Annotated in this window: 24 protein-coding genes; 19 read left to right on the top strand and 5 right to left on the bottom strand. The window is 37.2% G+C overall.

Features of this window, described 5'->3' with window-relative positions; translation table 11 throughout:
- Window positions 1-11: 11 nt before the first annotated feature.
- The gene (gene hutW, locus L0B53_RS00735; protein WP_235059408.1) at window positions 12-1,511 is read right to left on the bottom strand and encodes a heme anaerobic degradation radical SAM methyltransferase ChuW/HutW; all 1,500 of its coding nucleotides are present in this window, start codon (window positions 1,509-1,511) and stop codon (window positions 12-14) included.
- A 190-nt stretch (window positions 1,512-1,701) separates the two neighbouring features.
- Between hutW and L0B53_RS00730 the strand changes: the two genes are divergently transcribed.
- The 7 genes from L0B53_RS00730 to L0B53_RS00700 all read left to right on the top strand — a co-directional run bounded on the left by L0B53_RS00730 (window position 1,702) and on the right by L0B53_RS00700 (window position 7,312).
- Window positions 1,702-2,580, top strand: a complete 879-nt coding sequence (locus tag L0B53_RS00730; RefSeq protein WP_235059407.1) for an energy transducer TonB — start codon at window positions 1,702-1,704, stop codon at window positions 2,578-2,580.
- A gap of 3 nt (window positions 2,581-2,583) precedes the next feature.
- The gene (locus tag L0B53_RS00725) at window positions 2,584-3,330 is read left to right on the top strand and encodes a MotA/TolQ/ExbB proton channel family protein (RefSeq protein WP_235059406.1); all 747 of its coding nucleotides are present in this window, start codon (window positions 2,584-2,586) and stop codon (window positions 3,328-3,330) included.
- A complete protein-coding gene (locus L0B53_RS00720; protein ID WP_235059405.1) occupies window positions 3,327-3,740 on the top strand; it encodes a biopolymer transporter ExbD in 414 nt (137 codons plus the stop codon). The genes L0B53_RS00725 and L0B53_RS00720 overlap by 4 nt, the downstream gene beginning before the upstream one ends.
- An 11-nt stretch (window positions 3,741-3,751) precedes the next feature.
- Entirely contained in the window at window positions 3,752-4,696 is a 945-nt protein-coding gene (locus L0B53_RS00715; RefSeq protein WP_235059404.1) for a hemin ABC transporter substrate-binding protein, read from the top strand.
- Between the two features lie 8 nt (window positions 4,697-4,704).
- Window positions 4,705-5,757: a FecCD family ABC transporter permease gene (locus tag L0B53_RS00710; RefSeq protein WP_409202801.1), complete on the top strand. Its 1,053-nt coding sequence runs from the start codon at window positions 4,705-4,707 to the stop codon at window positions 5,755-5,757.
- Window positions 5,754-6,551, top strand: a complete 798-nt coding sequence (locus L0B53_RS00705) for a heme ABC transporter ATP-binding protein (RefSeq protein ID WP_235059403.1) — start codon at window positions 5,754-5,756, stop codon at window positions 6,549-6,551. The genes L0B53_RS00710 and L0B53_RS00705 overlap by 4 nt, the downstream gene beginning before the upstream one ends.
- Before the next feature lie 113 nt (window positions 6,552-6,664).
- Complete coding sequence (locus L0B53_RS00700) at window positions 6,665-7,312, top strand: SDR family NAD(P)-dependent oxidoreductase (RefSeq protein WP_235059402.1); 648 nt, start codon at window positions 6,665-6,667, stop codon at window positions 7,310-7,312.
- Between the two features lie 97 nt (window positions 7,313-7,409).
- Here L0B53_RS00700 and L0B53_RS00695 read toward each other — a convergent pair whose 3' ends face one another.
- Together L0B53_RS00695 and L0B53_RS00690 are read right to left on the bottom strand one after the other, a co-directional pair.
- Entirely contained in the window at window positions 7,410-7,661 is a 252-nt protein-coding gene (locus L0B53_RS00695) for a hypothetical protein (RefSeq protein ID WP_235059401.1), read from the bottom strand.
- Window positions 7,662-7,842: 181 nt separating this feature from the next.
- The gene (locus L0B53_RS00690) at window positions 7,843-9,999 is read right to left on the bottom strand and encodes a TonB-dependent hemoglobin/transferrin/lactoferrin family receptor (protein ID WP_235059400.1); all 2,157 of its coding nucleotides are present in this window, start codon (window positions 9,997-9,999) and stop codon (window positions 7,843-7,845) included.
- 204 nt (window positions 10,000-10,203) lie between these two features.
- Between L0B53_RS00690 and L0B53_RS00685 the strand changes: the two genes are divergently transcribed.
- Entirely contained in the window at window positions 10,204-10,686 is a 483-nt protein-coding gene (locus tag L0B53_RS00685) for a DUF1456 family protein (protein ID WP_235059399.1), read from the top strand.
- Between the two features lie 111 nt (window positions 10,687-10,797).
- On the opposite strand, the gene L0B53_RS00680 is transcribed toward L0B53_RS00685, so the two are convergent.
- Window positions 10,798-13,308, bottom strand: a complete 2,511-nt coding sequence (locus L0B53_RS00680) for an MMPL family transporter (protein WP_235059398.1) — start codon at window positions 13,306-13,308, stop codon at window positions 10,798-10,800.
- 258 nt (window positions 13,309-13,566) lie between these two features.
- On the opposite strand from L0B53_RS00680, the gene L0B53_RS00675 reads away from it, so the two are divergent.
- The gene (locus L0B53_RS00675) at window positions 13,567-13,851 is read left to right on the top strand and encodes a hypothetical protein (protein ID WP_235059397.1); all 285 of its coding nucleotides are present in this window, start codon (window positions 13,567-13,569) and stop codon (window positions 13,849-13,851) included.
- Window positions 13,852-13,999: 148 nt separating this feature from the next.
- Here the strand turns inward: L0B53_RS00675 and L0B53_RS00670 are convergent, their stop codons facing one another.
- Window positions 14,000-14,995 carry a hypothetical protein gene (locus L0B53_RS00670; RefSeq protein ID WP_235059396.1) on the bottom strand — a complete coding sequence of 332 codons (996 nt, stop codon included), beginning with the start codon at window positions 14,993-14,995 and terminating at the stop codon, window positions 14,000-14,002.
- Between the two features lie 248 nt (window positions 14,996-15,243).
- Between L0B53_RS00670 and L0B53_RS00665 the strand changes: the two genes are divergently transcribed.
- The 10 genes from L0B53_RS00665 (at window position 15,244) to L0B53_RS00620 (ending at window position 25,958) form a co-directional block, all read left to right on the top strand.
- Window positions 15,244-16,275 carry a glyceraldehyde-3-phosphate dehydrogenase gene (locus tag L0B53_RS00665; RefSeq protein ID WP_235059395.1) on the top strand — a complete coding sequence of 344 codons (1,032 nt, stop codon included), beginning with the start codon at window positions 15,244-15,246 and terminating at the stop codon, window positions 16,273-16,275.
- Entirely contained in the window at window positions 16,230-16,445 is a 216-nt protein-coding gene (locus tag L0B53_RS00660) for a hypothetical protein (protein WP_235059394.1), read from the top strand. The genes L0B53_RS00665 and L0B53_RS00660 overlap by 46 nt, the downstream gene beginning before the upstream one ends.
- Window positions 16,446-16,557: 112 nt before the next feature.
- Window positions 16,558-16,833 carry an HlyU family transcriptional regulator gene (locus L0B53_RS00655; RefSeq protein ID WP_235059393.1) on the top strand — a complete coding sequence of 92 codons (276 nt, stop codon included), beginning with the start codon at window positions 16,558-16,560 and terminating at the stop codon, window positions 16,831-16,833.
- A 338-nt stretch (window positions 16,834-17,171) separates the two neighbouring features.
- Window positions 17,172-18,722, top strand: coding sequence for a Re/Si-specific NAD(P)(+) transhydrogenase subunit alpha (locus L0B53_RS00650; RefSeq protein WP_235059392.1), 1,551 nt, complete (start codon window positions 17,172-17,174; stop codon window positions 18,720-18,722).
- A gap of 11 nt (window positions 18,723-18,733) precedes the next feature.
- Window positions 18,734-20,107 (top strand): Re/Si-specific NAD(P)(+) transhydrogenase subunit beta, encoded by a 1,374-nt coding sequence (gene pntB / locus L0B53_RS00645; protein WP_235059391.1) that lies wholly within the window; start codon window positions 18,734-18,736, stop codon window positions 20,105-20,107.
- Window positions 20,108-20,337: 230 nt separating this feature from the next.
- Window positions 20,338-21,366, top strand: coding sequence for a dihydroorotase (gene pyrC / locus L0B53_RS00640; protein WP_235059390.1), 1,029 nt, complete (start codon window positions 20,338-20,340; stop codon window positions 21,364-21,366).
- Window positions 21,367-21,708: 342 nt separating this feature from the next.
- Window positions 21,709-23,124 carry a DUF3404 domain-containing protein gene (locus L0B53_RS00635; protein ID WP_235059389.1) on the top strand — a complete coding sequence of 472 codons (1,416 nt, stop codon included), beginning with the start codon at window positions 21,709-21,711 and terminating at the stop codon, window positions 23,122-23,124.
- The gene (locus tag L0B53_RS00630) at window positions 23,117-23,776 is read left to right on the top strand and encodes a response regulator transcription factor (RefSeq protein WP_235059388.1); all 660 of its coding nucleotides are present in this window, start codon (window positions 23,117-23,119) and stop codon (window positions 23,774-23,776) included. The genes L0B53_RS00635 and L0B53_RS00630 overlap by 8 nt, the downstream gene beginning before the upstream one ends.
- Window positions 23,776-24,654, top strand: coding sequence for a DUF2861 family protein (locus tag L0B53_RS00625; RefSeq protein ID WP_235059387.1), 879 nt, complete (start codon window positions 23,776-23,778; stop codon window positions 24,652-24,654). Before L0B53_RS00630 ends, L0B53_RS00625 begins: the two co-directional genes overlap by 1 nt.
- Window positions 24,655-24,749: 95 nt before the next feature.
- Window positions 24,750-25,958: an NnrS family protein gene (locus tag L0B53_RS00620; protein WP_235059386.1), complete on the top strand. Its 1,209-nt coding sequence runs from the start codon at window positions 24,750-24,752 to the stop codon at window positions 25,956-25,958.
- Window positions 25,959-25,979 lie beyond the last annotated feature (21 nt).

Below are 25,979 nucleotides of genomic sequence, written 5' to 3'. Positions count from 1 at the left end.
ACTCCTTTTTATTAGGCTAAAATTAGTTGTGCTTTATGTGTATTACTTTGTTTATCTTTTGATGACTGATTGCTAATTACATTTTCCTGTAACTGAGAAAGTAGTGAATCCCAGTTTTGTTGTAGCACACTGATTAAACTTTGCGCTAAAGTTGTAGACCAAAATTGTCCCGCAAGGGTTAATGAGAGGTAGTTATCTTGATTGATGGCTAGACCATTCTGTTGCCACTTATCAAATAGAGGCTGCAAGCTGCGATATAAGGCACAATTAGGGACGTTTAATGGTTGGGTATTTTCAATAAGCTGCGATAAAGTTTGATTGGTGACGTTATTCAGCATCACGCCACTCATCACGCCATGGTCAAATGCTGACTTGATATATTTAATAATCGGATCATTGTCTCGGCTTTTCATTGCTCCCATCACCGGATGTTGTTTCTCTTTAATACTCTTTATATAGCTCTCCATCTCACGGGATTGCATCATATTTAATCCCATAATATTGCCGCCAGCCCCCGCACCGATTGGTAGAACTTCTGCGGTTGTTTTTGCCAGACTATTGTAAATGCTGCGTTCGCGGTTGCTGGATGCCCAATGGTTGACACTTAATCGACGCTGGTGGTGTTTATTCATAAATTCAACGCCCATCTTATACATGGTCGCTTTTGTCGGTGTATCAGCTGGGTGAGGAAGTTTACCTTTGGCAACGGCGTCGGCCATTGGAAGTCCTTGCATTTCGATTAGCTGATAAAGATCGACGCCATCAGCCCCTAATGCTAAGTAGTTCTCTAGATCTTGTTGCCAATTATCTAAATTTTGATAAGGAAGACCATAGAGTAGGTCTAATACAATCGGTGCACTTTTATAGCTAATAAAGTGTTGTAAGCGATTGAAAACATCTTCTCCATCATCAAGACGTTTGGCACTTCTGCGTACTTGGGTATTAAAACTTTGCACCCCAAAAGAGAAACGATTAAATCCTCCCTCAAGTGCTGATTCAAATTTGTGATCATTAAAGCGGTTAATTCGGCCTTCTAAAGTCATTTCGCAATCTGGTGTCAAAGGGAAGTAATCATGGATCGCGTTACCTAATTGTTTTAACTGGATAGCACTTAGATCAGTCGGTGTTCCGCCTCCAACATAGACGGCTTGAAAAGGGGCGGCTTGTGTCCATGGTTGAGCGGCTTTCCATTTTATCTCTTCAAGTAAAATCGCAAAATATTGTTCAATCAGTGTTTTAGAGGATGCATATTGGAAAAAATTGCAATAAGTACAACGAACGCGACAGAAAGGGATGTGAATATAGAGGCAACGATTTCGTTCAGTTAAGTGAGCGTGTTGCAAGGCAGCATTTATTTGTTGTTGGATCTGAACGGGTGGCACCATTGCCATATTTCCGCCGGCATGAGCACCACGCTTATGGCTAAAGGCAAATCGTAAAGGGTCAGGTGTTGAGCGGCCAACCAAATCTAGATCCATTAAATTGATAGAAAGTTGAGGTGTAAAGTCCATTTCGAGTCTTATTATTTTTTGTAGGTAGCTCAATAATACATAACGCAAATAATATTGCAAATGAAAACTATTTGTATTTGCATTTAGTGCTTATTGTGGCAATATGGTCAACGTTATCTGTCAATGAAGTTGATTGTTAAGACTTTTGTTATCGGTTTGAGTTTTGATTTTAGGATAAGTTGGATTAAGGATGAATATTTCAAAGGTGCATGCTTCAAAGGCGAATCGTTCAAGGCTAAATCTTTCAAGGTATGGGGCCTTAAAGTATCTAGTATTTACAGGTTTGAGTTTATTGCTCCATGGTATCGCTTTTTCAGCTATCAATAAAAAGGATGATGACAAAACAATTCAAATTGCATTATCTGCCCTGCCTCAACAGGATTCTGTGAGTGTTCAGTTTATCTCTCACGCTGCCCCGATTAAGCCAAAGAAAGAGAAGGTAAAAAAGGAGACTCCAAAACAAGTTGAGTCAAAAAAAGCGACTAAACAATCAAAGTCAAAAGAAAAACCTGTAAAAGCATCAACCCCAGTTACCAAGCCAAAAGCTAACAAGCCAAATGTGAAGAAATCAGAAATTAAACAAAAAGACGTTGTGAAGCCAGAACTTGATAAAGAACTTAAGAAAGAAGTAAAAAAAGAGCCTAATAAAGAGGTGTCGCAAAGTAAGCAAAAACCGATTGAACAGCCAGCGCCTAAAATCGCAGAGGAGGTTGCCAAACAAGATAACCCCCAACAAGAAAAAGTAGTTGAACAACTAGAACAATTAACTTCTGCCTCTCAAAATACAGCGCCTAAACTGGTTAAACCAACATTTAAAGTTAAACCAACTCCGATTAAATACCCTCGTTTAGCGAAGAAAAGAAACCTACAAGGTGAAGCGATAATTGAAGTTTGGTTAGATAAAGAGGGGAATCAGATCAAGCAAGTTCTGCTTACTTCAACAGGGCATCAAATATTAGATAAAGCCGCACTCAAAACCGTTGCCAAATGGAAGTTTGGTGAACAAGTCGATTCTGGCAAAACCATCGCACATCGTGTGCATATCCCAATTAGATTTAAACTGGATTAAAAAATGGAATACTTTACCCATATTACCGTTCAATTAGGCATGATGACATGGCCGCTTATTGCGATGTCGACGTTAGGATTAGTGATCATTCTTGAACGCTCGTTATTTATTTTGATGAACTCTCGCAATAAAGGAACCCAGCTGACGGATGAACTTTATGACCGTAAAGAGGTAACGGTTGATTATTTAAAGGAGACGTCGCAACGATTGTTAAAAAGTCGAGACACCTTTGAACAAGGCGCTGGCATGCTCTTGAGTCATCATGAATTCTCTAAACATTTAAGAGAAGAGACCGTTTCACTCTGGCTACAAAAAAAACGACTTAAATATACATCAGGGGTGAAAATTCTATCCATTATCGGTGTGATCAGTCCACTAATTGGTCTTTTAGGAACGGTATTAGGATTAATTACCATGTTTTCTAGCCTCTCTGATACCACTGGAGGAATTCAACCTGCAGATCTTGCCGATGGATTGGGTTTAGCGATGGCAACAACGGCGGCGGGGTTAATTATTGCTCTACCAGCGATCACCTTTGCACAACTCTTTACACTTTGGGCTAATTATACCTTGGCCAAAGTTGAACATGGTTTAAATCATTGCAACTTATTTCTAGAAGGTGTCTGTGTTGAAGAGTCTAAGATAGAACAGAAAATTCATTGTGCTTATCGAAGTAAAAGCTCTTCATATAAAAGTGCAAACAATAAACCTGACGCTTCTGAACTCGTTCCAGAAGGAAAGTTGGCATGATTTATAGCTATTCAAATCAAGAGCTCGATGATTTTAAGCCTGACTTAACGCCATTACTGGATATTATCTTTATTGTGATGGTCTTTCTTCTACTGACGTCAAATATCGCCATTAATACCTTAAAAGTTGATGTCCCGGAGACGGAGGAGAGTGCGGTACTACAAGACATTGAGTCTGAAGTTATCGTCATTAATATTTTGGCTAAACAAGGTTGGGCTGTGGAAGGTGAAAAAATTAAAGATTGGCAAGGCGTAAAAAAAGCCCTTTTAGAACAGCATCAATTATCTCCAAATAAAGAACTTGTCATTAGTGCAGATAAAAAAGCGCCGATAGATAAAATGATGAAGTTATTGGCTTTTTTACAACAGAATAAAATTAAAACAACCAGTGTCACGATGGATGAAGAGTAAAGGAGTGGACGATGAAATATAAACTTAATAAAGAATTTGGTTATACAAAAGCCTTAATGACGTTAATTATGAGCAGTGTGATGTTATCCGCGGCGAGTGTTGCCGAACAACCGTTAAGAATTATCAGTGCAGGATCGAATGTGACTGAACTTATCTATGCGTTAGATGCTCAAGATAAGCTGGTGGCTGTTGATGTGACGAGTCGTCACTTTATTGAGCCTACTCAGGAGCCAGATCCAGCATCAAAAACAACAGAGATCGCGCAGTTAGGTTATCATCGTCAGCTCTCAGCGGAAGGAATGATGGCATTGAATCCTTCTCATCTGATTGGTTCTAAAGAAATGGGGCCTGAAACAACCTTATCGTTATTAAAAGCCAGTGATGTTGATGTGATGATCGTGTCGGATGGTAGTTCAATTGAAGCTTTTGAACAGCGAATCGATCTTATTGCTGAGTTAACCGAGACAGAAACAAAAGCAAACATTATCAAGCATCAAGCTGAACAAGATATTGCAGAGTTAGAGCGGAAATCAGCGCAGTTTGAACAGCAACCCAATACTATTTTTTTGATGATTAATAAAGATCGTCCAGCGACAGCCGCAGGAACAGACACACCGATTGATCGTATTATTGAACTGTCGGGTGGTAGAAACAGTGCCAATGAGACAATACACGCTTATAAGCCTCTCTCTTATGAGGCAATCATTAATCTCCAGCCTGACTATATATTGATTAGTGAACGAGTATGGCAGCAGTATGAAAACAGTCAGCAGTTACTTACCGATTTCCCTCTGCTCAAGGCGACGCCAGCAGGCAATAACGGTCAAATTATTCCGATTCCAAGTCGTGCGATTATTGGTGGATTTGGACTTGAAAGCATCAAGTTAGCGCAATCTCTTCAGCAACGTTATCTCGGTGATAAAGTTGCTATTGAGAATGATCAAGAGAGTCAATAATGAGTCAGATGTTTCGTTCATTAATGAATAATCGAATTAAACTTTTCACGGTTACCGGCTTTGTTTTACTCTATTTTGCCTCGATTGCTTCGATTACACTTGGCCCGATGGATATTAATTTTAACCAAAGTATGAAAGCACTGTTTCCTTTTTTTGATTATTCAGTGCAATTACCCAGCCATATAGAGTTAGTGATTCAACAAATAAGGTTACCACGAACGTTATTGGCGATTAGCGTAGGAGCAATTTTAGCAATTTGTGGTGTTGTGATGCAGGGATTATTTCGTAACCCATTGGCAGATCCTGGGATTATTGGTGTCTCTTCAGGAGCATCATTAGGGGCGGCGATTGCGATTGTACTTTTTGGCTCGATAGCTGAATCTTACCCGTCATTATTGGTTTTTGGTGCCGTCCCTTTTTTCTCATTTATGGGCGGTGCATTAACCACAATCTTAGTTTATCAGTTAGGCACTGGCGCTAATGGAACTTCTGTGACGATGATGTTATTGGCTGGTGTGGCAATTAGTGCTTTGTCCGGTGCTGGTTTAGGGTTAATGAACTACTATGCCGATGATCAAGCGTTAAGAGATCTTTCGCTCTGGACGATGGGATCGTTAGCAGGCGCGAATTGGGGAGGGATTTTACTTTCATTTACGACGCTTATTATTCTATTTCTTATCTTCTTCCGTGATGCTGATAAATTAAATGCCCTTTTATTGGGTGAATCAGAAGCGAAACATCTAGGAATAAAAGTTCAACGATTAAAAAAGAAGTTGATTATATTGACAGCTGTCGGGGTTGGCGTGACAGTGTCACTTGCTGGGATGATTGGATTTATTGGTTTGGTTGTCCCTCATTTAGGACGAATGTTGATTGGCCCAAGCCACAAAACCTTATTACCAATCTCGATGATCATTGGTGCGTTATTGTTGTTAATTTCGGATATGTTGGCAAGAACTCTCGTCGCACCGCTTGATATGCCAGTAGGTATTATAACGGCTTTAATTGGCGCCCCTTTCTTTATTTATCTACTGATTAAGCAAAAAGGGCGTCTGTCATGATAAATCTAACGACAAAAAAGAAAGCGATTGAGATTAATCATGCTTCGCTAAAGTTTGGCAATAAAGTGGTGCTGGATGATATCTCCATCGACTTCCATAAAGGTGAGTTGACTGCATTATTGGGCCCGAATGGAACAGGGAAGAGTACCCTTTTAAAAGTGATGACCAGAGAGTTAGCCAGCCATAATCCAAAGACGTTTTCACTTTCAGTATTTGATAAACCCGTTAATGATTGGCAGACAGAGAGTCTAGCGAGACATTTAGGGGTATTACCTCAATCGAGTAGTTTAACGTTTAATTTTACCGTGCAAGAAGTGGTTGAGTTGGGGGCGATTCCTCTCTCTTTATCGAAAAAAGAGACGGAAGAAGTCGCTAAAAAGATGATGATAGAAACAGGAGTAGAGCAATTAGCACAACACAACTATCCCAATCTGTCGGGAGGAGAGAAACAGCGTGTTCATTTGGCTCGTGTATTAACTCAACTTTCTCAAAGTGGCGATGATAAAATTATTTTGCTCGATGAACCCACTTCAGCGTTAGACATTGAGTATCAACACAAGACCTTAAAACTTGCTAAATCATTGGCCAAAAATGGCGTCAGTGTGGTGATCGTCATTCATGATCTCAACTTAGCATCACAATATGCTGACCGTATTGTGATGTTAAACCGAGGGAAAGTGGCTGCCGATGGAACACCTTGGCAAGTGCTCACTGAGGAAAATATTTGGCAGGTTTACAATCATAAAACCATGGTGATACCTCATCCTGAGTTAGGTGTACCATTAGTGGTTTAAGGTGTTTGTTATTTGAAGTTATGGACTTTAATGGTCGACTTCAATTGTCGTCTTTAGTTATGGACTTTAATTATTACCATTAGTTATCTGAAATAAATTAAAAAGAGATTAATATGAATAATATCGCTATTTTTGGTGCGGGAAGTGGCTTAGGCGCCGCAATGGTTGAGCACTTTTTTAATCAAGGTTATCGTGTCATTGCTGTAACTAGAACGCCTAATAACAATTTATTTATTAATAATCCATTTATTAATGAATATCAGATTGAGTCTATCGTTTGTGATGCCACAGATCCTCAACAGGTCAATGATGCGGTTAAAACACTGCCTGAAAACTGTTGGGTAATTTCGACCATGGGGAGTTTTGGTGCTGATATACCGGTTGATTATCTTGGTCATCGTTATCTAATTGATGAGTTAGAAAAACGAGACATTGTCCGTTTTCTATTAATCACCTCTTTGGGGTGTGGCGATTCGTGGCGATACCTTTCTGAGCGTTCAAAATTAGGTTTTGGATCCGCAGTAAGAGAAAAATCTTTGGCGGAAGCGTGGCTGCAAAGTAGTCGCCTAGATTATACGATTTTACGTCCTGGAGGTTTAAAAGATGGAGAAGCAACTTTAACCGGAGTAATATCCCAACATAAAGAGGTTCATGGCGTGATTCATCGTAATGAAGTCGCTCGTTTAACTGAACAGCTACTCAAGAATTACCAAACAATAGGGCAAATTTATCAATGTGTTGATCCCACTTTAGTTTATTAACTTTTTGGCTTTATTGAGAGAAATGAAAGATAAAGTTGCTGAGAATATTCGTTGTTAATGGTATGGCGAGTATATCAGCAACTTTAAATGGTAAGGATTAAATTTTTATTAACTCGTCTCTAGCTTGTATATTATTTTGTATATTAAGTTCGCATTGTTCAAGACCAATCTCTGTTAATTTAACAATCTTTTGTTGATAAGAGACACATTTTTTTCTTTTTAATTGTCTTATTGCTTGTTTTATTTCATTTTTATTTAAAACTAGCCTTGTTTCATCAACAATATCATCAAGGTATTGCATTCCTGATTCCGAGTGATAAAGGATATTCAAAACGATAAATTCATTCATGTAGACATTCCTTTTCTTACATTTCTTATTCATCATACTATAACTATCTTAAATTTCTCATCGAATAAAATGGGGCTAGTTCACAGCTTTTATATATTTCTCGATACAAAAAAAACCTTATCTACTTAACAAATAAGTGAGATAAGGCTTACGTTCAATCAAAATTTAATGATGAGAATATTTAGAATGAATACTCAATATTGACACTCCAATTACGTCCTGGCTGGCTGTAAAACTGCGGATTATTTCTCGTTGAAGAGGTTTTTCCTGAAATATCACTGTAGAGCGAATACTCTCTGTCAAATAGATTAAATATGCCAGCTCTAAGGATTAAATCTTCAGCTGGGATATAATAAGCCGTAAGGTCGACTACCGTATATCCAGCGGTATTCCAGTTATCTGCTTCTTGCCAATCGGTTTTTGCATCAACCATTTTAATGTTGGTCATTGCGCCGTAATTATCACGATCAATACCCAAGCCTAAGACACTGGTTAATGGAGCAATGGAATCTAAAGTATCACCGGTTTTTTTATCTTCTCCATCGGTATAGGCGATTGTGAACCGTGAGTACATACCTTCCGGTGCATTAAATGCAGTATCTAAGTAGAGAGTTGAACTGAATTCAGCACCGTATATTTCGACATTATCTAGATTAACTCGTTCGTAAACATCTTTACCATCCACATTTTCACCTGTTGCTCGATCATTAATAAAATCTTTATAATGATTGTAGTATGCAGAAAGTTCAAAATTAATCGCTTCAAAACCACCTCTAAGGCCTGTTTCATAAGAGATGCTTCGTTCCGCTTTTAAATCTGGATTAGCTTCAATAATCGCGCCTTGATCATAGTAGTAATAGAGGTCATAAACGGTCGGTGCTTTAAAACCTTGGCTAATTTGACCATAAAGAGATAGGTTATCATTGAAGTGATAAACTGTACCTAATCTACCTGTAAATGAATCATCTTGGTTCTTGTCAAAAGAGCGAGTGTATCCTTCATCTGTTGATGGGTCGGCGACAAAATAATCATAGCGAAGTCCTGTGGTAACCACCAATCGTTCTTCCAATAAAAATGCTTGGTCTTGAACAAATATCCCCCATTGCTGCATCGTGGCATCGGGCATGCCTGTACTTCCTGGCGTCACCGTACCTAAATCAAATTTGTAATCAGTATTAGAGAGATCAAAATCATTGTGCGAATAATTCACGCCATAAGTAATTTCATGTGAACTATTATCTGCATCGATAATTTTTGTTAGCTGACCATCAAATTGGATCGCTGTATCATTGGCTTTACGTTCACGAAGACGTCTACCGTTGAAATCAGTGGTGTCGTAATTTTTATTAGTGACTTTGTTCTCTTGGTAGTTCAAAGACCAATCTAAGGTATCTGCGATTACCATGTCGGTATTAATTTCGTGTTCGACACCGACTCGTAAACGTTGAGTATGATCTTTATTGTAATTATCGGTATAGACAAACCCAGGCATGATTTCATAACCGTTGTAATTGAGCTCCTCTTCATTATATTTAGAATCATAGTACTCAACGGTTAGACCGACATTTTGTTGATCATTGATATGGTAAATAGTTTTACCTAATAAATTGCCTAATTTCTTATCTGCAGGGTTAGCAGCACCGCGTTCAGAACCTTCAACCCTAGATTCAGAGTCGTAAGTTTTGGTTTCACCTCCTTCTGCATAGGTTGCCATTAAAAGTGTTTCGACTTTATCTTTTCGTGCAGCCCAGTGGAGTGTGGTTTTAAAGGTTTCATCCGCAGAGGTATAACCTGACTTAAACCCAAAGCGTTGTTCATCGCCGTCTGTTTTTAACAAGTCACTTGGATTTTTAGTTCTTAAAACAACTGCCCCCGCCATTGCGTCAGAGCCATATAGTGTGGAGGAGGGACCTTTATTGATCTCTATGGCTTGCAATGTATCGATTTCAATGGCATTAGGATATTGACGCTGTTCATTGGAGCCTGGGTTGTAAGGTGTTGGTTGCTGTACTCCGTCGATCATCATTTTGACTTGATCAGCGTCCATACCTCGTATGTTAAAGCCTGAAATACCAAATCTTCCTGTTCCCTCAGCATCGACTCCGGGAGTATATTTTAAAGCTTCTTTAAGATCGCTGGACATTGTTTCATCAAGATCACTGGCAGAGATAGTTTCAATGCTGCTTGAAACATCTTTTTTACTTTGCTCCGTTTTTGTTGCGGATACGACAACTTCATCAAAGTAGGAGATACCTGAGTTAGTGTTGGCAAATGCTGGAAGTGTGAGAAGTATTGATGTGGTTAAAAGTGTTTTTTTAAATGTTTGTTGAAAAAGCATAATTTTTACCTTAATAATCCCTATTAATTAATTCAACTAAATACTATCAAATACAAATGATAATTACTATCATTTGTATTATTGTTATGTAATTAACTTCTAGATCATTAAAAAAATAGGTAAGGAGTATCAGCTGTGTTACAGTCTTGCCTTAAAATTTTTGTATTTAATGTTTCATCCCCCTTAACTTTTAGGACTTCTATTTTGACTAATAATGATATTTTACGCCGAATTCGCTATACCTTTGATTTTAGAGATGCAACTATGGTTGAAATCTTTGCTGCGGCAGATGTTGAAGTGACTCGCGAACAGGTGATTAATTGGCTTAAAAGAGATGATGATCCAGATTTTTGCAAAATGAGAGATGTTGATCTGGCAATATTTCTAAATGGTCTTATTAATACAAAACGTGGTAAACGTGAAGGTGAGCAACCTGAGCCTGAGAAACGTTTAACCAACAATATGATTTTCATGAAATTACGTATTGCATTAAACATGAAGGCAGATGATATTATTGAAGTTTTAGAAGGTGTAGACTTCCGCTTTGGTAAACATGAGCTGAGTGCTTTTTTCCGCAAGCCAGACAATAAGCATTTCAGAGAGTGTAAAGACCAGATCCTACGTAACTTTTTATCGGGTGTTCAACGTCAATTACGCCCTGAAGATAAAGAAGGCTTTGAAGGTTAATTTAAAATCGAATAAAAAATATTAAGCCAGTGATTGACTTTGCTACTGCTCTACTTGGGTAGTAAAGTTAATCACTGGCTTTTTATTTTCCTGTATTTAATAGCGGAAATCTTATTTGGACGAATATTTTTTCGCACTAAATAGTAAAGCAGGGAGAACCGTTAAGCTATAAAACAGCAATAAAGTAATAGCAATGGTTAATAAGAAGCCAATTGAGTACATTCCTTGGTGATCTGCTAACATCAATGCACCAAAGGTTGCCATTGTCGTCAACGAACTTAAGATTGCCGCTCTCGGTGTTGATGAACGATAAAAAGCCCTCGCGCTTCCTTCTGCTCTAAATCGTTCTACAATATGAATTCCATTATCCACCCCTAAACCAAAGATCAGTGGAATGACAATGATATTCGCCATATTTAAAGATTGACCTGTCCAATAAGCGATAGCCATCGTTGAAATAACGGTTAATGTTAGTGGAATAAAAGCTAAAAATGCATCCCGTTTATAAGGCAGGGCGAAAAGCAAAATAAGAAAGATTAAACTTAATGAATAAGTTGTGGCTTGGTAAAATGCTGAAATGACAATTTTCCCAACTTCTTGTTCTGCTACTGCACGTCCGGTTGCATTTGGGGCAACACTTTGTACTGCGGTGATAAATTGGTCGAGTTGATTGACATCGTGCATATCACCAGCCGGGTAGGCAATTAACAGTTGATTATCACCACTTAAATAACGACTTGATATTGCATTAGGGAGATCGGTTTTAGTTAATGCTTTAACGTGACTGATCCCTTGTAAGGATTGTTGCAAATTCGACAACGGCAATAATAGTTGGTGGTTTATTTTCTCATTGATTTGTTCTTGAGGTGTTTGGTGCAACCAATGTAGTATCTCTTCTGCCATTTTCTTATTTTCAGCTGTACTTACAGACGTTGAAAGATAGGTATTTAGTGCGACCTCAAATTGTTGTACGGTGCTTGGGTTTGCGATATTTGGTTGGGCGTTGCTTAAGGTCGATAATAACTGTTGCTTTCGCGGTTCCATATTTTTTGGAATAAATGAATCAATAGCAAGAACTTTACTCACCTCTGGCTTTGATTGTAGCTCAATCTTCCATTTTTCTGCTTGTTGATCAGAATTGGCAAGCATCATCATTTGATAACTTGATCCTAATCCCTGTTGTTGTAACTCTTCTAGTGTTTGTACTGATTCAGATGTCTTTGATTTAAGCACTAACGTCGAGAAATCAAAGCGTAAATGAGATGCGCCAAATCCCATCACAATTCCAACGATTACTGTCAATGCAATGACTGTTTTATAGTGATTTGGCAACCAAAAATTTAAATCATCAAAATGATGATCAACTTTAACTGTTTTTCTTCGAGGGTAGCCAAAAAAGAAGAAAAAAGTAGGTATCACGACAAAGGTGGCGATTAATCCCATTAACATCCCGGCTGCAGAGATGATACCTAATTCAGCTAAACCGGTGTAATCGGTTGGATAAAAGCCTAAAAATCCGATTGCAGAAGTCAGGGCGCAGAGAGATAGTGGCGTGAAAGAACCTTTAATCGCTTTGGTTAAGCAAAGTTTGCTATCCTCGCTTTTTTCGCGCTCTTCTTTTATGCGTAAACAGAAATGAATGGCAAAATCGACACTTAAACCGATAAACATCACCAAGAAGACGATAGAGATCGTATTATAAGAGCCAACTAGCAGTAAACCCGCGGCAATTGTCCAAGATAGACCAAATAAAACAGCGGCATAACTGGCGAGAATAATTCGTAATGAGCGGATACCAAAACCTAATACGAGAATTAGACCAATTAATGAGACGGTTCCAGCTAGAGTAACACTCTGATTTGCGGCATGGATTTCATCGTAATCTAATGCGGTTTGTCCTGTGACTTTGACAGTGACGTTATCATTACTGACTTGGTTGATGATTGACTTGACTCTCTCCATAATCACTTTGTTTGGCTGTTTTTGATCCAATTGTGGATGCGCGGATAGCCCTATAGTTTGATAAAAAGGCCCTTTTGGTGATGGGATTAAAGATTGTAACCAAGGATATGTTTGATTGTTTGTCAGTATAGTATGCAGTGGCGTTAATGCGTTTGTAAGGTGCTGCTGGTCTTGACTTTGTAAAGCGGATATTAAAGTACCATAATAAAGGGGTTGTTGCGCTTGCTCAGGGGCATTGACTAAAGGCAATAAAGACGGCAATTGTTGTGATAAGTTTGACGAAAACTGGTTGAATCTATCTTGAGGCAGAAACCATAAACCATTCTGTTTAAACCAAGCGAGTTGTGTCGGTACATAAATGTTTGAAAAAAGTGGGTCTTGATTAAATTTATCGGTTAAAGCTTTAACGTTAGTCTCAACATCTTTTAAGTTGTCACCATTTACAACAACGATCAAACTATTATTTGTTTTACTGAATGTATCACTAATGTGGTCTAGATTACTTCGCCAAGGAGCATCCTGTTTAACTAAGTGATTTAAATCCGCGTCTATCTTAAAGTGTTTAGAACTATAATTGATTGAAATACCTGTCACTATCACCATTATTAGTAATAAAAAGTAATAACGAATTGCTTGTTTTGATAAATACTTATTAGCCACTTTAAACCCTATGCATTATATGGATGAAATATATTATCATATTAATGACAAATTGTGTCTACTTTCATAACTTAGGTTTGATAACTAGTTAATATAAATATTATTTATGCTCCAGTGTTTGTTTATAAATTAAATATGAAATTTCATTATTAGATACCTCCATATTTGTAGATGTTAAATTTCAATTTTCAATAATAAAAAAAGTAGCTTTATTAAAAATTAAGGCGTAATTTACATACTTAATTAGGAGATTTTATAATGATTAAAATAAATACAAATAACGTTGAGCTTAGCCCTTCAGCTGAAAGAGTTATTTATAAATACTATGATGAACTAGTCAATAAGGAATTACAGTTAACAGATGGTTTTATTGTTACGGTAAAGTTACATCGTACGACAAATGTTTATGAAATTAAAATTAACACTGAAGTTAATGCAGAGTATTTTGAGGTTTTTGGTCAATCCATCCAATTTGAACAAGCGGTACAATTTGCTTTTCTATCATTGGAACAAGATGTTATCGCATTAGAGTCCGTTGTTTAGATTAAGATAGAGCAGCTTGTTAGCTGCTCTATCTTTTAAATCATAGCGCACTATAACTATATGCGGTTTTTGTGATTTAAATAAATATATAAATAAAAAAAGATATACTATTGAAAGCATCTCTTTTTAGGTAATAACTAAATTTTTATTACTCTATAGTAATAGAGAAATTTAACTGGGAAGAAGTATGTTGGATAAAAGCCAGTATCTCTTCTATCACTAAATTATTACAATTAGCAGAGAATAGCGGAATGTTGATAATTAATTTATCAGAATTATTCGTGTTAATATTTGTTGAAAGTATCACAGAGGTATATTCGTTGCTTTCAATAGTAATTAATAAATCTGAGATATTAGTTTGATTATTTGCAATGAATAATTCAACTTCAGAAACTGCGGTAAGCTTCAAAGCATTAGTAATAGCATCAATTATCGGTTCAGGATCTCCAATATACTCAAGCTGAATACTAGGAAAAGCGTCTGTTAGTCGCTCTCCTAGTCCATTCATTGCTGCATCGGCATGATCTTTTAGTTGCCAGTTATCATCAAACCAACTCATGGCAAGGTCAATGAAATTAGGGCTTGTTACCACCATTTCTAAAAAGAAAAGCTCAGTTAGTTCTTCAGAGGTAATGGCAGTATTGAAAATAATTGTACCATCCGCATTAATACGATTTACCGCGTTAATTCGATGGACTAACGGGTTAGTTGATACTTGAGCCAATGTTAATAATTGTGGATTAATTGAAAATTGACTTTGTTGATCTGACAATCCATGTTGAGAAAAAATTTCAATTAACTGATTACAATCACCCTGACTAAGATTTAAGGGGGCAGTGGGTTCAGCTAATAGGATAGGGATATAAAGAGTTGTTGCATCAATTCCCGTTGTTGGAACTGTTGTAACCGGTGCTTGGTCAAATAAAAACTGAGTAATCAGATCTGCATCATCTTGATCATCAATATCTTGCATTAATTGTGTGTAAAAATCAGAATTGTTATTTAAAGCAATTTGATTCAATATTGTATTGAGATCTATCTCCAGATCATCAAGTGTTTCAGAATCCTCAACTTTGAGTTCGTTAATAATATCATTACAAAGTTGATAAAATTCTTGGTAGGTTGATTTTTGTGCTGCGTTCATTTTTTCTTCACTATATATTGAATTTACTCTCTATTTTACATCAAAATAAGCTAAGTTGCTGACTACTTATCCCTAAAATAATGGGTGTGAACGAGCCAAGTCTACAAGCTAGCAATTCCAAGAGAAAGAATATTTATCTAAAGATTACTTGAAGTATCTCACACTAGCCTGAACTCAAGATATTGTTGAAAAATAGAGTATAGTTAATAAAAACAATGAAAATTTTTATTAATGTAAGGTATCAATGTATGCAAAATAGACACGAACACTCTCTGTTGCATTCCATTCTTATTTCAATTTTGATGCTTACCCCAATATTATCTTCTGCTAATTCTTTTACAGATTCTATTGATAAGCAGTTTGATATTGGTGAGTACCTTGCTGAAAATGCATATGGATTTCTCCCGATCCCCATCATTTTAACTGAACCCGCAACGGGCTTTGGTGGGGGAATGTTAGGGTTATTTTTACATGAGTCAGATGCTCAAAAAAATAAACGCCAAAAATTAGCGGAATCTAAACTTGGTGGTGGAGCACACCTCCTAACTCCAGCTCTTTCTTTAATTGGTGCTTATGGTACAAATAATGGAACTTGGGCGGTACAAGCTGGTCATCGTCGAACTTGGCATCGCGACCATATTCGTTACACTGTTAATGGTAAATATGGCGATACTCACATGTCCTTTTATCCCTTTATTAACAGTGATACCTTACCAAATGATAAATTGAAGTTGGGAAATAAAGAGTGGAAGGTTAATCAGTTATTGCAGTTCAGAGTACTCGATAGCCCACTATTTATTGGTTTTTCTCAAGAGTATTATCATTCACAGTTAACTATTGAAGATAATGCCGCTTATTGGGAAGAGATAGCATTACAGTATAATTATGATAATTACTCCCCCAACTTATCGGCACTCGGGCTTTTCATTGAGTATGATACGTTAAATTCTTATTTATACCCAACAGCGGGAGCAGACTATACACTTGAATACAAATTTTATCGTTCAGGTTTTGGTAGTGATTATACGTTTGATCTCTTAAACTTAACCACAATAAATTATTTTTCACCTCTAGAAAATAAAAATTGGATCTTTGGTATCAAAGGTCAATTAGCGTCAGTCATCGACGCTAATCAGCTGCTACCACCACCGACCTATCCTGATATTAATCTACGTGGTATTCCAAAAAACCATTATCAAAACCAGAATACATCATCAATTGAAGGACAAGTTATGTGGAAAATAACCAATCGTTGGGTCGTTTCTGTATTTGGGGGTTAGGTTCTGCAACCCAAGATTTTGATGATCTATTCTCCAAGAATAACCATTATGCAGCGGGTACTGGTTTTCGATACTTGATGGCTAGACGTTATGGTCTACATTTGGGGTTAGATTTTGCTGTCAGTGAAGACGACAATGCGTTATATATTAAATTAGGCACTGGATTCTAAATATCATGCTTAAGAAACCAAAATAAAAGCTAATTAATGAAAAGGTATTGTTTTTGTAAAGATAATTCGAATATGATAAGGACAATCAAGTACATTAAATTTAGGAGAAAAAATGAGTTTTTGGCGCAAATTATTTGGACAAAAAGAGAATAATAAATCTCAAATAGAGCCTATTGAATATAACAATTTTCTAATTTATCAGGAAGCTCAGCCTGATTCTGGCCAATATCGTATAGCAGGCCGAATTACAAAAGAGGTTGATGGAGAATTAAAAGTCCATAAGTTTATTCGTTCTGATCTTTTATCTTCGAAAGAGATGGCCAATGAGTTGATGTTAAATAAAGCGAAATTGTTTATCGATCAAAACAATGGTGAAATCTTTAAATAATATTTACTAACTTAAAAATATCAACTATTTTTGTAATATTAGCTGACGTAAAAATCAACAAATATTTTATTAAAATGTGACAAATGTTCAACATTGTTACGCGGGGTTTATGTAATATAAACGTTACGCTTGATTCGTGTTTCGTTCTTACTGACTGATTTAAATTGATTTTTTTATCTTGAAACATGAAGCATACTCTTGGCGGTTTTTTCAATGAATGAAAGGTGTTTAATTTCATATGTTGATTTTATCCGCTGTAACTTTACAAAGTTAGAGTGATTAAGTTTGCAAGTTGAGAAATAAATCACTCTTTAATGCCAATGTACAGGGATAAATATATGCAGATTGGTGTACCTAAAGAGATATTTAATGATGAAACAAGAGTTGCAGCCACGCCCAAAACAGTGGAGCAGCTAATTAAACTTGGGTTTAATGTTGTCATAGAAGATAATGCTGGCATCCTCTCAAGTTTTAATAATGATAGTTATCAACAAAGTGGAGCAACTATTGCCTCCTACCAAGATGTTTGGCAATCCGATATTATTTTAAAAGTTAACGCCCCAATAGAGACAGAAGAACGAAATGAGTTAGCGTTATTAAAAGAGGGTTCAACTCTTATTAGTTTTATCTGGCCAGCACAAAACCCCGAATTATTAAATAAGCTTAGTGAAAATAAAATTAATGTATTGGCAATGGATTCTGTACCAAGGATTTCTCGTGCTCAATCTCTAGATGCGTTGAGCTCTATGGCTAATATTGCGGGTTATCGTGCTGTCGTTGAAGCGGCTAATCTGTTTGGTCGTTTTTTCACTGGACAGATCACCGCTGCGGGAAAAGTACCACCAGCCAAAGTATTAGTTGCTGGTGCTGGTGTTGCTGGACTTGCAGCCATTGGTGCAGCAGGAAGCTTAGGGGCAATCGTTCGATCTTTTGATGTCCGCCCTGAAGTAAAAGAGCAAGTACAGAGTATGGGAGCTGAATTTTTAGAAGTTGACTTTAATGAAGATACTTCTAGTGGTGATGGCTACGCAAAAGAGATGTCTGAGGCGTTTAATCAAGCAGCTGAGAAGCTTTATGCAGAGCAAGCTGAAGATGTAGATATCATCATTACCACCGCTTTAATCCCAGGTAGGCCAGCGCCTAAATTGATCACCAAAGAAATGGTTGATTCGATGAAGCCTGGTAGTGTGATTGTTGATTTAGCTGCAGCGAATGGCGGAAATTGTGCTTACACCGTCGCAGATAAAGTGATTACAACCGATAATGGGGTTAAAATTATTGGTTATACTGATATGGTGGCACGACTTCCAGCACAATCATCACAGCTATACAGTACTAATTTAGTTAATTTACTTAAACTATTAACTAAAGAAAAAGATGGTGTGATCAATATTGATTTTGATGATGTTGTACAACGTGGTGTAACCGTTATTAAAGAGGGTGAAATCAGTTGGCCACCGCCTCCTATTCAAGTTTCCGCTCAACCTAATTTGCAACAAAAACCTAAATTAGGTAAAGAACCAGTACAACCTAAAGAGCCAAAATCACCAATTAAGAAGGTGATTGGAACTATAGTGGCTGTGGGTGCTTTTGCTTGGATAGCTTCAGTGGCTCCCGCTGAGTTCTTATCTCATTTAACCGTATTTATTCTCGCCTGTATTGTTGGCTATTACGTTGTTTGGAATGTTACCCATGCACTTCATACGCCTTTAATGTCGGTAACCAATGCGATCTCTGGCATTATCATTGTTGGTGCACTGTTACAAATCGGACAGGGAAGTGGTGTCGTATCATTTCTCGCTTTTATCGCTATTCTCATTGCAAGTATTAATATTTTTGGTGGTTTTACTGTCACTAAACGTATGCTTGAAATGTTCCGTAAAAAATAAGGGGTAACATCATGTCTGCAGGATTAGTACAAGCGGCATATATTGTTGCTGCGGTTCTTTTTATTATGAGTTTAGCGGGATTATCAAAGCAGGAGTCAGCACGTACCGGTAACTATTACGGTATTGCGGGTATGGCGATTGCTTTAATCGCAACGATTTTTGGACCTTATTCATCGGGCATTGGCTGGGTCATTGTCGCTATGGTGATTGGTGCTGGAATTGGTATCTATTACGCTAAAAAAGTTGAAATGACAGAAATGCCTGAATTAGTAGCCATTCTTCACAGTTTTGTGGGATTAGCCGCTGTATTTGTAGGGTATAACAGCTTTTTGCATCACGGCGAATTATCTGGTGCACTATTAACCATCCATCATGTTGAAGTCTTTTTAGGGATCTTCATTGGTGCGGTGACATTTACGGGGTCTATTGTCGCCTTTTGTAAATTAAGAGGATTAATTTCATCTTCACCGCTTATGTTACCTCACAAGCATAAATTAAATTTGCTTGCTGTTGTGGTCTCTTTCTTATTGATGGTGAATTTTGCAAGTGGGAATGACTCGGTCTATATTTTGATTATTATGACTTTGATAGCATTTGTATTTGGTTATCACTTAGTGGCCTCAATTGGTGGAGCTGATATGCCAGTAGTGGTCTCAATGCTTAACTCTTATTCTGGTTGGGCAGCGGCGGCGGCAGGCTTTATGTTAGCGAATGATCTATTGATTGTAACGGGTGCGCTTGTCGGATCGTCAGGAGCTATTCTGTCATATATTATGTGTAAAGCGATGAATCGCTCGTTTATTAGTGTTATTGCCGGCGGTTTTGGCCAAGAAGTCGTTATTTCAGAAGATATAGACCAAGGAGAACACCAAGAAATTAGTGCGTCTGACGTTGCTGAAATGTTGAAGGAATCCCGTTCTGTCGTGATTACTCCGGGATATGGTATGGCAGTTGCTCAAGCGCAATATCCTGTATACGAGATCACTGAAAAACTCCGAGCACAAGGTGTTAATGTGCGATTTGGTATACACCCTGTCGCAGGGCGTTTGCCGGGACATATGAATGTGCTGCTCGCTGAAGCGAAAGTCCCTTACGACATAGTATTAGAGATGGATGAGATCAATGACGATCTCTCTGACACAGATACGGTGTTGGTTATCGGTGCCAATGATACAGTTAACCCATCAGCACAAGATGATCCAAATAGCCCAATTGCTGGAATGCCCGTTCTTGAAGTTTGGAATGCCAAAAATGTGATTGTGTTTAAACGATCAATGAGTCCAGGTTATGCCGGTGTCCAAAATCCGCTGTTCTTTAAAGAGAACTCACATATGCTGTTTGGTGACGCTAAAGAGTCGTGTGTAGCTATCTCTTCTCATTTATAAAAAAGTTTAATTTATCACTAATTTAAAAGAGGGCTTTGGCTCTCTTTTTCTGTTTTTACGTATTAAAAAAACAAGGATAATCGACAGTAAACTAATGGAATTAGATAATGGTTTTTATTAAAAATCACGTGCAAAGCCTCAATATTTGAACTATCATCTTCGAAATTTATTCTGTAGTAAAACTGCTTAAGTGATTGAATCTTAGTGTAGTGATAAAAAGGAGTTTGAAAATGACAACATTACAAATTACTCGCCCTGATGATTGGCATGTTCATTTACGTGACGGTGATGTGTTAACCGATACTGTTCGTGATATTAGTCGTTATAACGGTCGTGCACTTATTATGCCAAATACTGTACCACCAGTAACAACCACTGAAATGGCTATTGCATATAAAGAGCGAATCATGGCTGAAAAGCCTGCGAATAATTTCACTCCTTTGATGGCTTTGTATTTAACAGATAAAACAACACCAGATGAAATAAAGAAAGCCAAAGCATCAGGTGCCGTGGTTGCGGCAAAATTGTACCCTGCAGGTGCAACAACAAACTCTGATTCAGGTGTGACATCAGCACAAAAAATCTACCCTGTGCTTGAAGCAATGGAAGAAGTAGGGATGTTGCTGTTAGTTCATGGTGAAGTGACAACCCATTCTGTTGATATTTTTGATCGTGAGAAAGAGTTTCTAGAGACTGTTTTAGCACCGATCGTTAATGATTTTCCAAACCTAAAAATTGTATTGGAACATATCACCACCGCAGAAGCGACTGAGTTTGTTAATAATGCCAATGAAAATGTGGCAGCAACGATTACTGCTCACCACTTATTGTTTAACCGCAATCATATGTTAGTGGGCGGAATTAAACCTCATTTTTATTGCCTACCAATTTTAAAGCGTAATACACATCAACAAGCACTTATTGCTGCGGCAACATCAGGTAGCCCAAAGTTCTTTATTGGCACCGATTCCGCACCACATGCCAAAGATAAGAAAGAGAATGCATGTGGTTGTGCAGGATCTTATACGGCTCATGCAGCTGTAGAGCTTTATGCTGAAGTGTTTGATAAAGAAGGTAAACTAGAAAATCTTGAAGCCTTTGTTAGTTTAAATGGCCCAACATTCTATAATTTACCTGTTAATCACGACAAACTGACACTCACTAAGTCTGCTTGGACAGTGCCAGAGACAATGTCATTTGGTCATGATGTTGTTGTGCCTATCCGTGCTGCTGAAGAAATAGAATGGTCGTTAAGTTAATCTATTCCCCTTTTAACCTAAAATAACTGGAGTTGCTAGTAGGCGGCCAGTGAGTGAGGCCCCATGAGTATAGGTGTACTATATGATTGGGGTGAACGAATACAATCGTTACTGTTATTCTACCTAACCTAGTCACTTCAAATAAAAATGGGGATGATACAACGCTAAGTGATAAGTGGATTTTCACTTAATTTAGTGTTGCATCCAACTCACAAGATATTCCTACATTTTGATGGCATTATAAACAATAATTTTTTCATTCAATGATTCCCATGCTAATCCTGACATAACAATCACAAATAATTCATTTCAGAACATTTTCACTAGTGTTAGAATTCTGCCATGCGCTCACTCTTTATTGTCTTAATTATTACTTTTAGTCCATTGACCATGGCTGCTATAAATATTCCCCAGCAGTTAGAACAGTTGCGTCTGGAGTTAATTAACTCGAGTTCATTAGCAAGCTACAATAAAAATAATATAGAGAGAGACTATCCACCCCAATTACTCTTGCCGGATAGTATGCTACCTCAAACGGATAAATACCCACTTCGTGCATTAATTCAACTATATAAAAATAGTGAAACGTGTGATGGACCTTGGCCTGTTACCCCATTGTTGACTCAACCGTTAGTCTTTACGCAAGCGACTTGTGCACAACGTCAGTTACCCATTGGTTGGTTTGCGCGTTCAGGTTATATCCATCCAGGTGGTGGAACTTATGCGCAACGTTATATACATAAATACCCTAATTTGAGACCTTTAATTCAAAAATACCGACATATTAAAGAACGTCCCACTGCGGTAGCGACTTCTCTTTTAGGTCGTCTTCAACGAATGGATCAATCTGCAATGAGTGCTCTGTTAAAGGGAAGTGATACCTTTCTCTCTGATGGTGAATTGTGGTTGCGTAGTGAAGATATTTACATGGTATTTAAAACCAGTATCTGGCAAAGTGCGGCAAGTAACAATCAGCTGTCACTTAAATTGAAAAAAAATGCTGATTTCTGTTCATATCAAACAGGAAATATCTGTTGGAATAGTGATAGTTCATTTGAGCCAAACTTCATTATTGGTCTATTAGCGTCACTGAATGTCATTTTATTAGTGGGGTGGCTGATATATCGTTGGAAAGTGAAACGCAGAGAGTTTCAACAACGAACACTTATTCTTCAAATATTAACTCATGAATTGAGAACCCCGATTGCAAGTTTAGGTATGACAGTAGAACAATTTAGGCGAGATTTTGATCTGATGCCGGAAGATTTTTATGACCCTTTTCGACGACTATGTGAAGATTCGGTCAAATTACGTCAGTTAGCAGAAGCAAGTAAAGATTATTTACAAGCAGATCAAGAAGAATTACGCCGAGATGAGTTGGAATCTATTAATGATTGGCTAGAATATATAACAGAAGAATTAGATATTACTTTAGATCTAGCTGAAGATCGTTCAGGTAGTCTAAATCAATACTGGTTAAATAACTGTATTGAAAATCTAGTCAAAAATGCAAAAAAATATGGGGTTGGTGAAGTAAAGCTCACGACTCAATACAAGAAAAACAAGCTTCTTATCTCTGTTTCTGATGAAGGCATGTTATCGGCTAAGGATTGGCAAAAAATTAGAGCACCATTTGAAACGAAAAGTGGCCTAGGTTTAGGTCTTACAATCGTTGAATCAATGGTCAAACGGATGGGCGGAAAAATTAAACTAGAAGGCCCACCAACAACATTTATCCTGGAGATCCCTTATGAATAAGATCCTACTAGTTGAAGATAATATCAATTTAGCTCATGGATTAATTGCAAGTTTAAAACAAGCTGGCTATAGCTGTTTTCATGCCGATAGTATTAGTCAAGTTTCTGGATTATGGGAAAAAGCTGATCTTGTTGTTCTTGACCGTCAGTTGCCTGATGGTGATTCGTTGAATTTTTTACCGAGTTGGTTAGAGCTTAAATCTATTCCTGTTATTGTTTTAACTGCTATGATTACTGTCAATGAGCGTGTTGCTGGCCTTGATTCAGGTGCAACTGATTATTTAACGAAACCTTTTGCCGAAGCTGAACTATTAGCTAGAATTCGAGTACAGCTGAGACAAGCTGGCTCTTTAGTTGATACCAGTGATCAATTGATTATTAATGACTTAACGATAGATACCGCAAGCCGTGATGTGACATTTAATAATGAATCGATTTTCTTGACTAGAACTGAGTTTGATTTACTGTTCTTTTTAGCTAAAAATTGCGGCCGTGTGTTTACGCGTGATGAGTTATTAGATCATGTTTGGGGATATAATCATTTTCCAACAACCCGAACCGTTGATACACATATATTACAACTACGTCAAAAATTACCTATGCTGTCAATTGAAACATTGCGAGGCGTAGGGTATAGAATGAAATCAAAATAATGCGTAAATATTGGCTTATCCTCCCTCTTTTGTTATCACTTCCAAGTAAAGCTGATGATTGGTTTCTCGATCATGATCAGTTGACTGATACACATCAATACTTCTTACAAGGTAATGATAGTTTAGGGTTTGAATCCATGATTAAATTATGGCAACAACATCCTAATGTGGAGATCGAGGATAATCTAATAAAGCTTCTAGATAGTATTCTCTCTTATAATTGTGGCGTGGAGCTAACCTCCACCGAGCCCAGTGTTTTACTTTCCAAACTTAAAATTGATCGTGTCGTTACATACAATCGTTCAAATGTCACCTATAGTTATAGAGTTTCAGGTTATTCAAAACTCGACTTTGAAAATATTTATTTGATTGATAATCGGGATCATAAAATAAGTATTGATAAGTTTACCCATGGCATCAATGGGTATTTTGAAATTCGTAATGAGGGTAATAAGCGACCGTTAAAAGCAGGGTTTTATCAACTAGTCATTGAAGGGGAAGAACAAACGATTAAACAACCAATAATTCTGAATCCACAACAGACATCAACGCCATTATATTGGGTTTCTATGACAAATTGGGGCATTGATCGCACAGAGTTTAATTTCCCTAAAAGCTGTGGTTCTCCGACTGTTGATATTGAGTTATTTGATAACAGTTCAGATGAAAATGATAATAAGTTAGTTTACTCACAACGTTTTACTAAGCAATATCCTCAACAGTTAAATATCGATGAGTTAAATCAAGAGTTAAATCCTGGGCATTATTGGTTAAAGGTGAACTTATTTCAACGCCATTACCAGGGGGATATCATTATTGATGATATTCAGCAAATTGCAAAACCGTTTGAATTGACCGTTCTGAAACAAGAGAAATAACATAAAAAACAACAAGATAAAATTTATTCATTTTTAGTGTTTATTTTAATTTAAAACATGTAAAATATATGCAACTTTAAGATGAGGTATTAATTATGATGCAAATTACCGATACAGCCAAAGAACAGGCGATAACTCCCATTTTTAGATTAGCTTTTCGTCCCCTGTTTTTGTTTTCCGGTATATTTTCTTCCTTAGCTATTTTGTTTTGGACCCTGTATCTCAATGGTAATATTGCTTATACCCCTGCAAATAATCCGATTTGGTGGCATAGTCATGAGATGATTTTTGGTTTTATATTAGCCATTATCCTAGGTTTTTTATTAACTGCGATTCAAACATGGACAGGGATCCCTGGAGTCAGAGGTAAAAAACTGGCTCTAATTGCACTGTTATGGCTGGCAGCACGGGTTTTAAATTTTATTGTTCCGCCGAATCTACTTACAATGGCGGTTGATATTAGTTGGTTAATAATTGCTATTTATTTTGTTGCACGACCGATTATCCTACGACGTCAATGGAAGAATCTATTTTTCACCCCTGTCATTTTGTTATTTATTGTGTTTGATATTGTGAGTTTCTATAGTGCTAGTCAATTCAATATGTTGTTACTTGAAAAAATCAACACGATGGCTATCTTACTGATCTCTATTGTTGTATTAATTGTTGGTGGCCGTGTTATTCCTTTTTTCACATCAAGAGGTACACAAACTACACCGATTATCCGTCATATTTGGTTAGAAGTTTCGGCATTAGTGACTGCTTGGCTAAGTCTATTATTCACGGGGTTAGCATTATTTGTATTTGATTTACCCATGACAAACTCATTATTAGCGATTAGTTATGCGGCTGTAGCAATGACTAATTTCGTACGTTTAGCCACATGGCGTAGTCATTTAACAATTAAAGTTCCACTATTATGGTCTTTGCATTTGAGCTATTTGTCGATGATTGCCGGCTTTGTTCTTTTAGCGATTAACAGCATCAATGGTGATATTGGACTGAGTATCTCTCTTCATATGCTATCCGTCGGTGGTATTGGTGGTATAATTTTGGCTATGATTGCTCGAGTATCTCTAGGGCATACGGGACGTAAGTTAGAAATTAAACCTATTATAGCATTTGCCTTTTCCACCATATTTATTGCTGTTATCTTTAGAACCGTGGCGATTCTGCTTTGGCCAAACTCTGCTGCACTATTTATTACTATTGCAGGTTTAGCCTGGTTTATTGGATTTGGGATTTGGAGTATTGTCTACTTCTCTATTTTAAGTAAACCGAGAATTGATGGACACCCTGGATAATTGTTCACTTTTATTTAGCAA

Origin of the sequence: Vibrio sp. SS-MA-C1-2, from assembly GCF_021513135.1 — a bacterium.
Taxonomy (GTDB): domain Bacteria; phylum Pseudomonadota; class Gammaproteobacteria; order Enterobacterales; family Vibrionaceae.
Note: the sequence above shows the minus strand (reverse complement) of the source record. Positions and strands in the feature narration are given on the sequence as shown.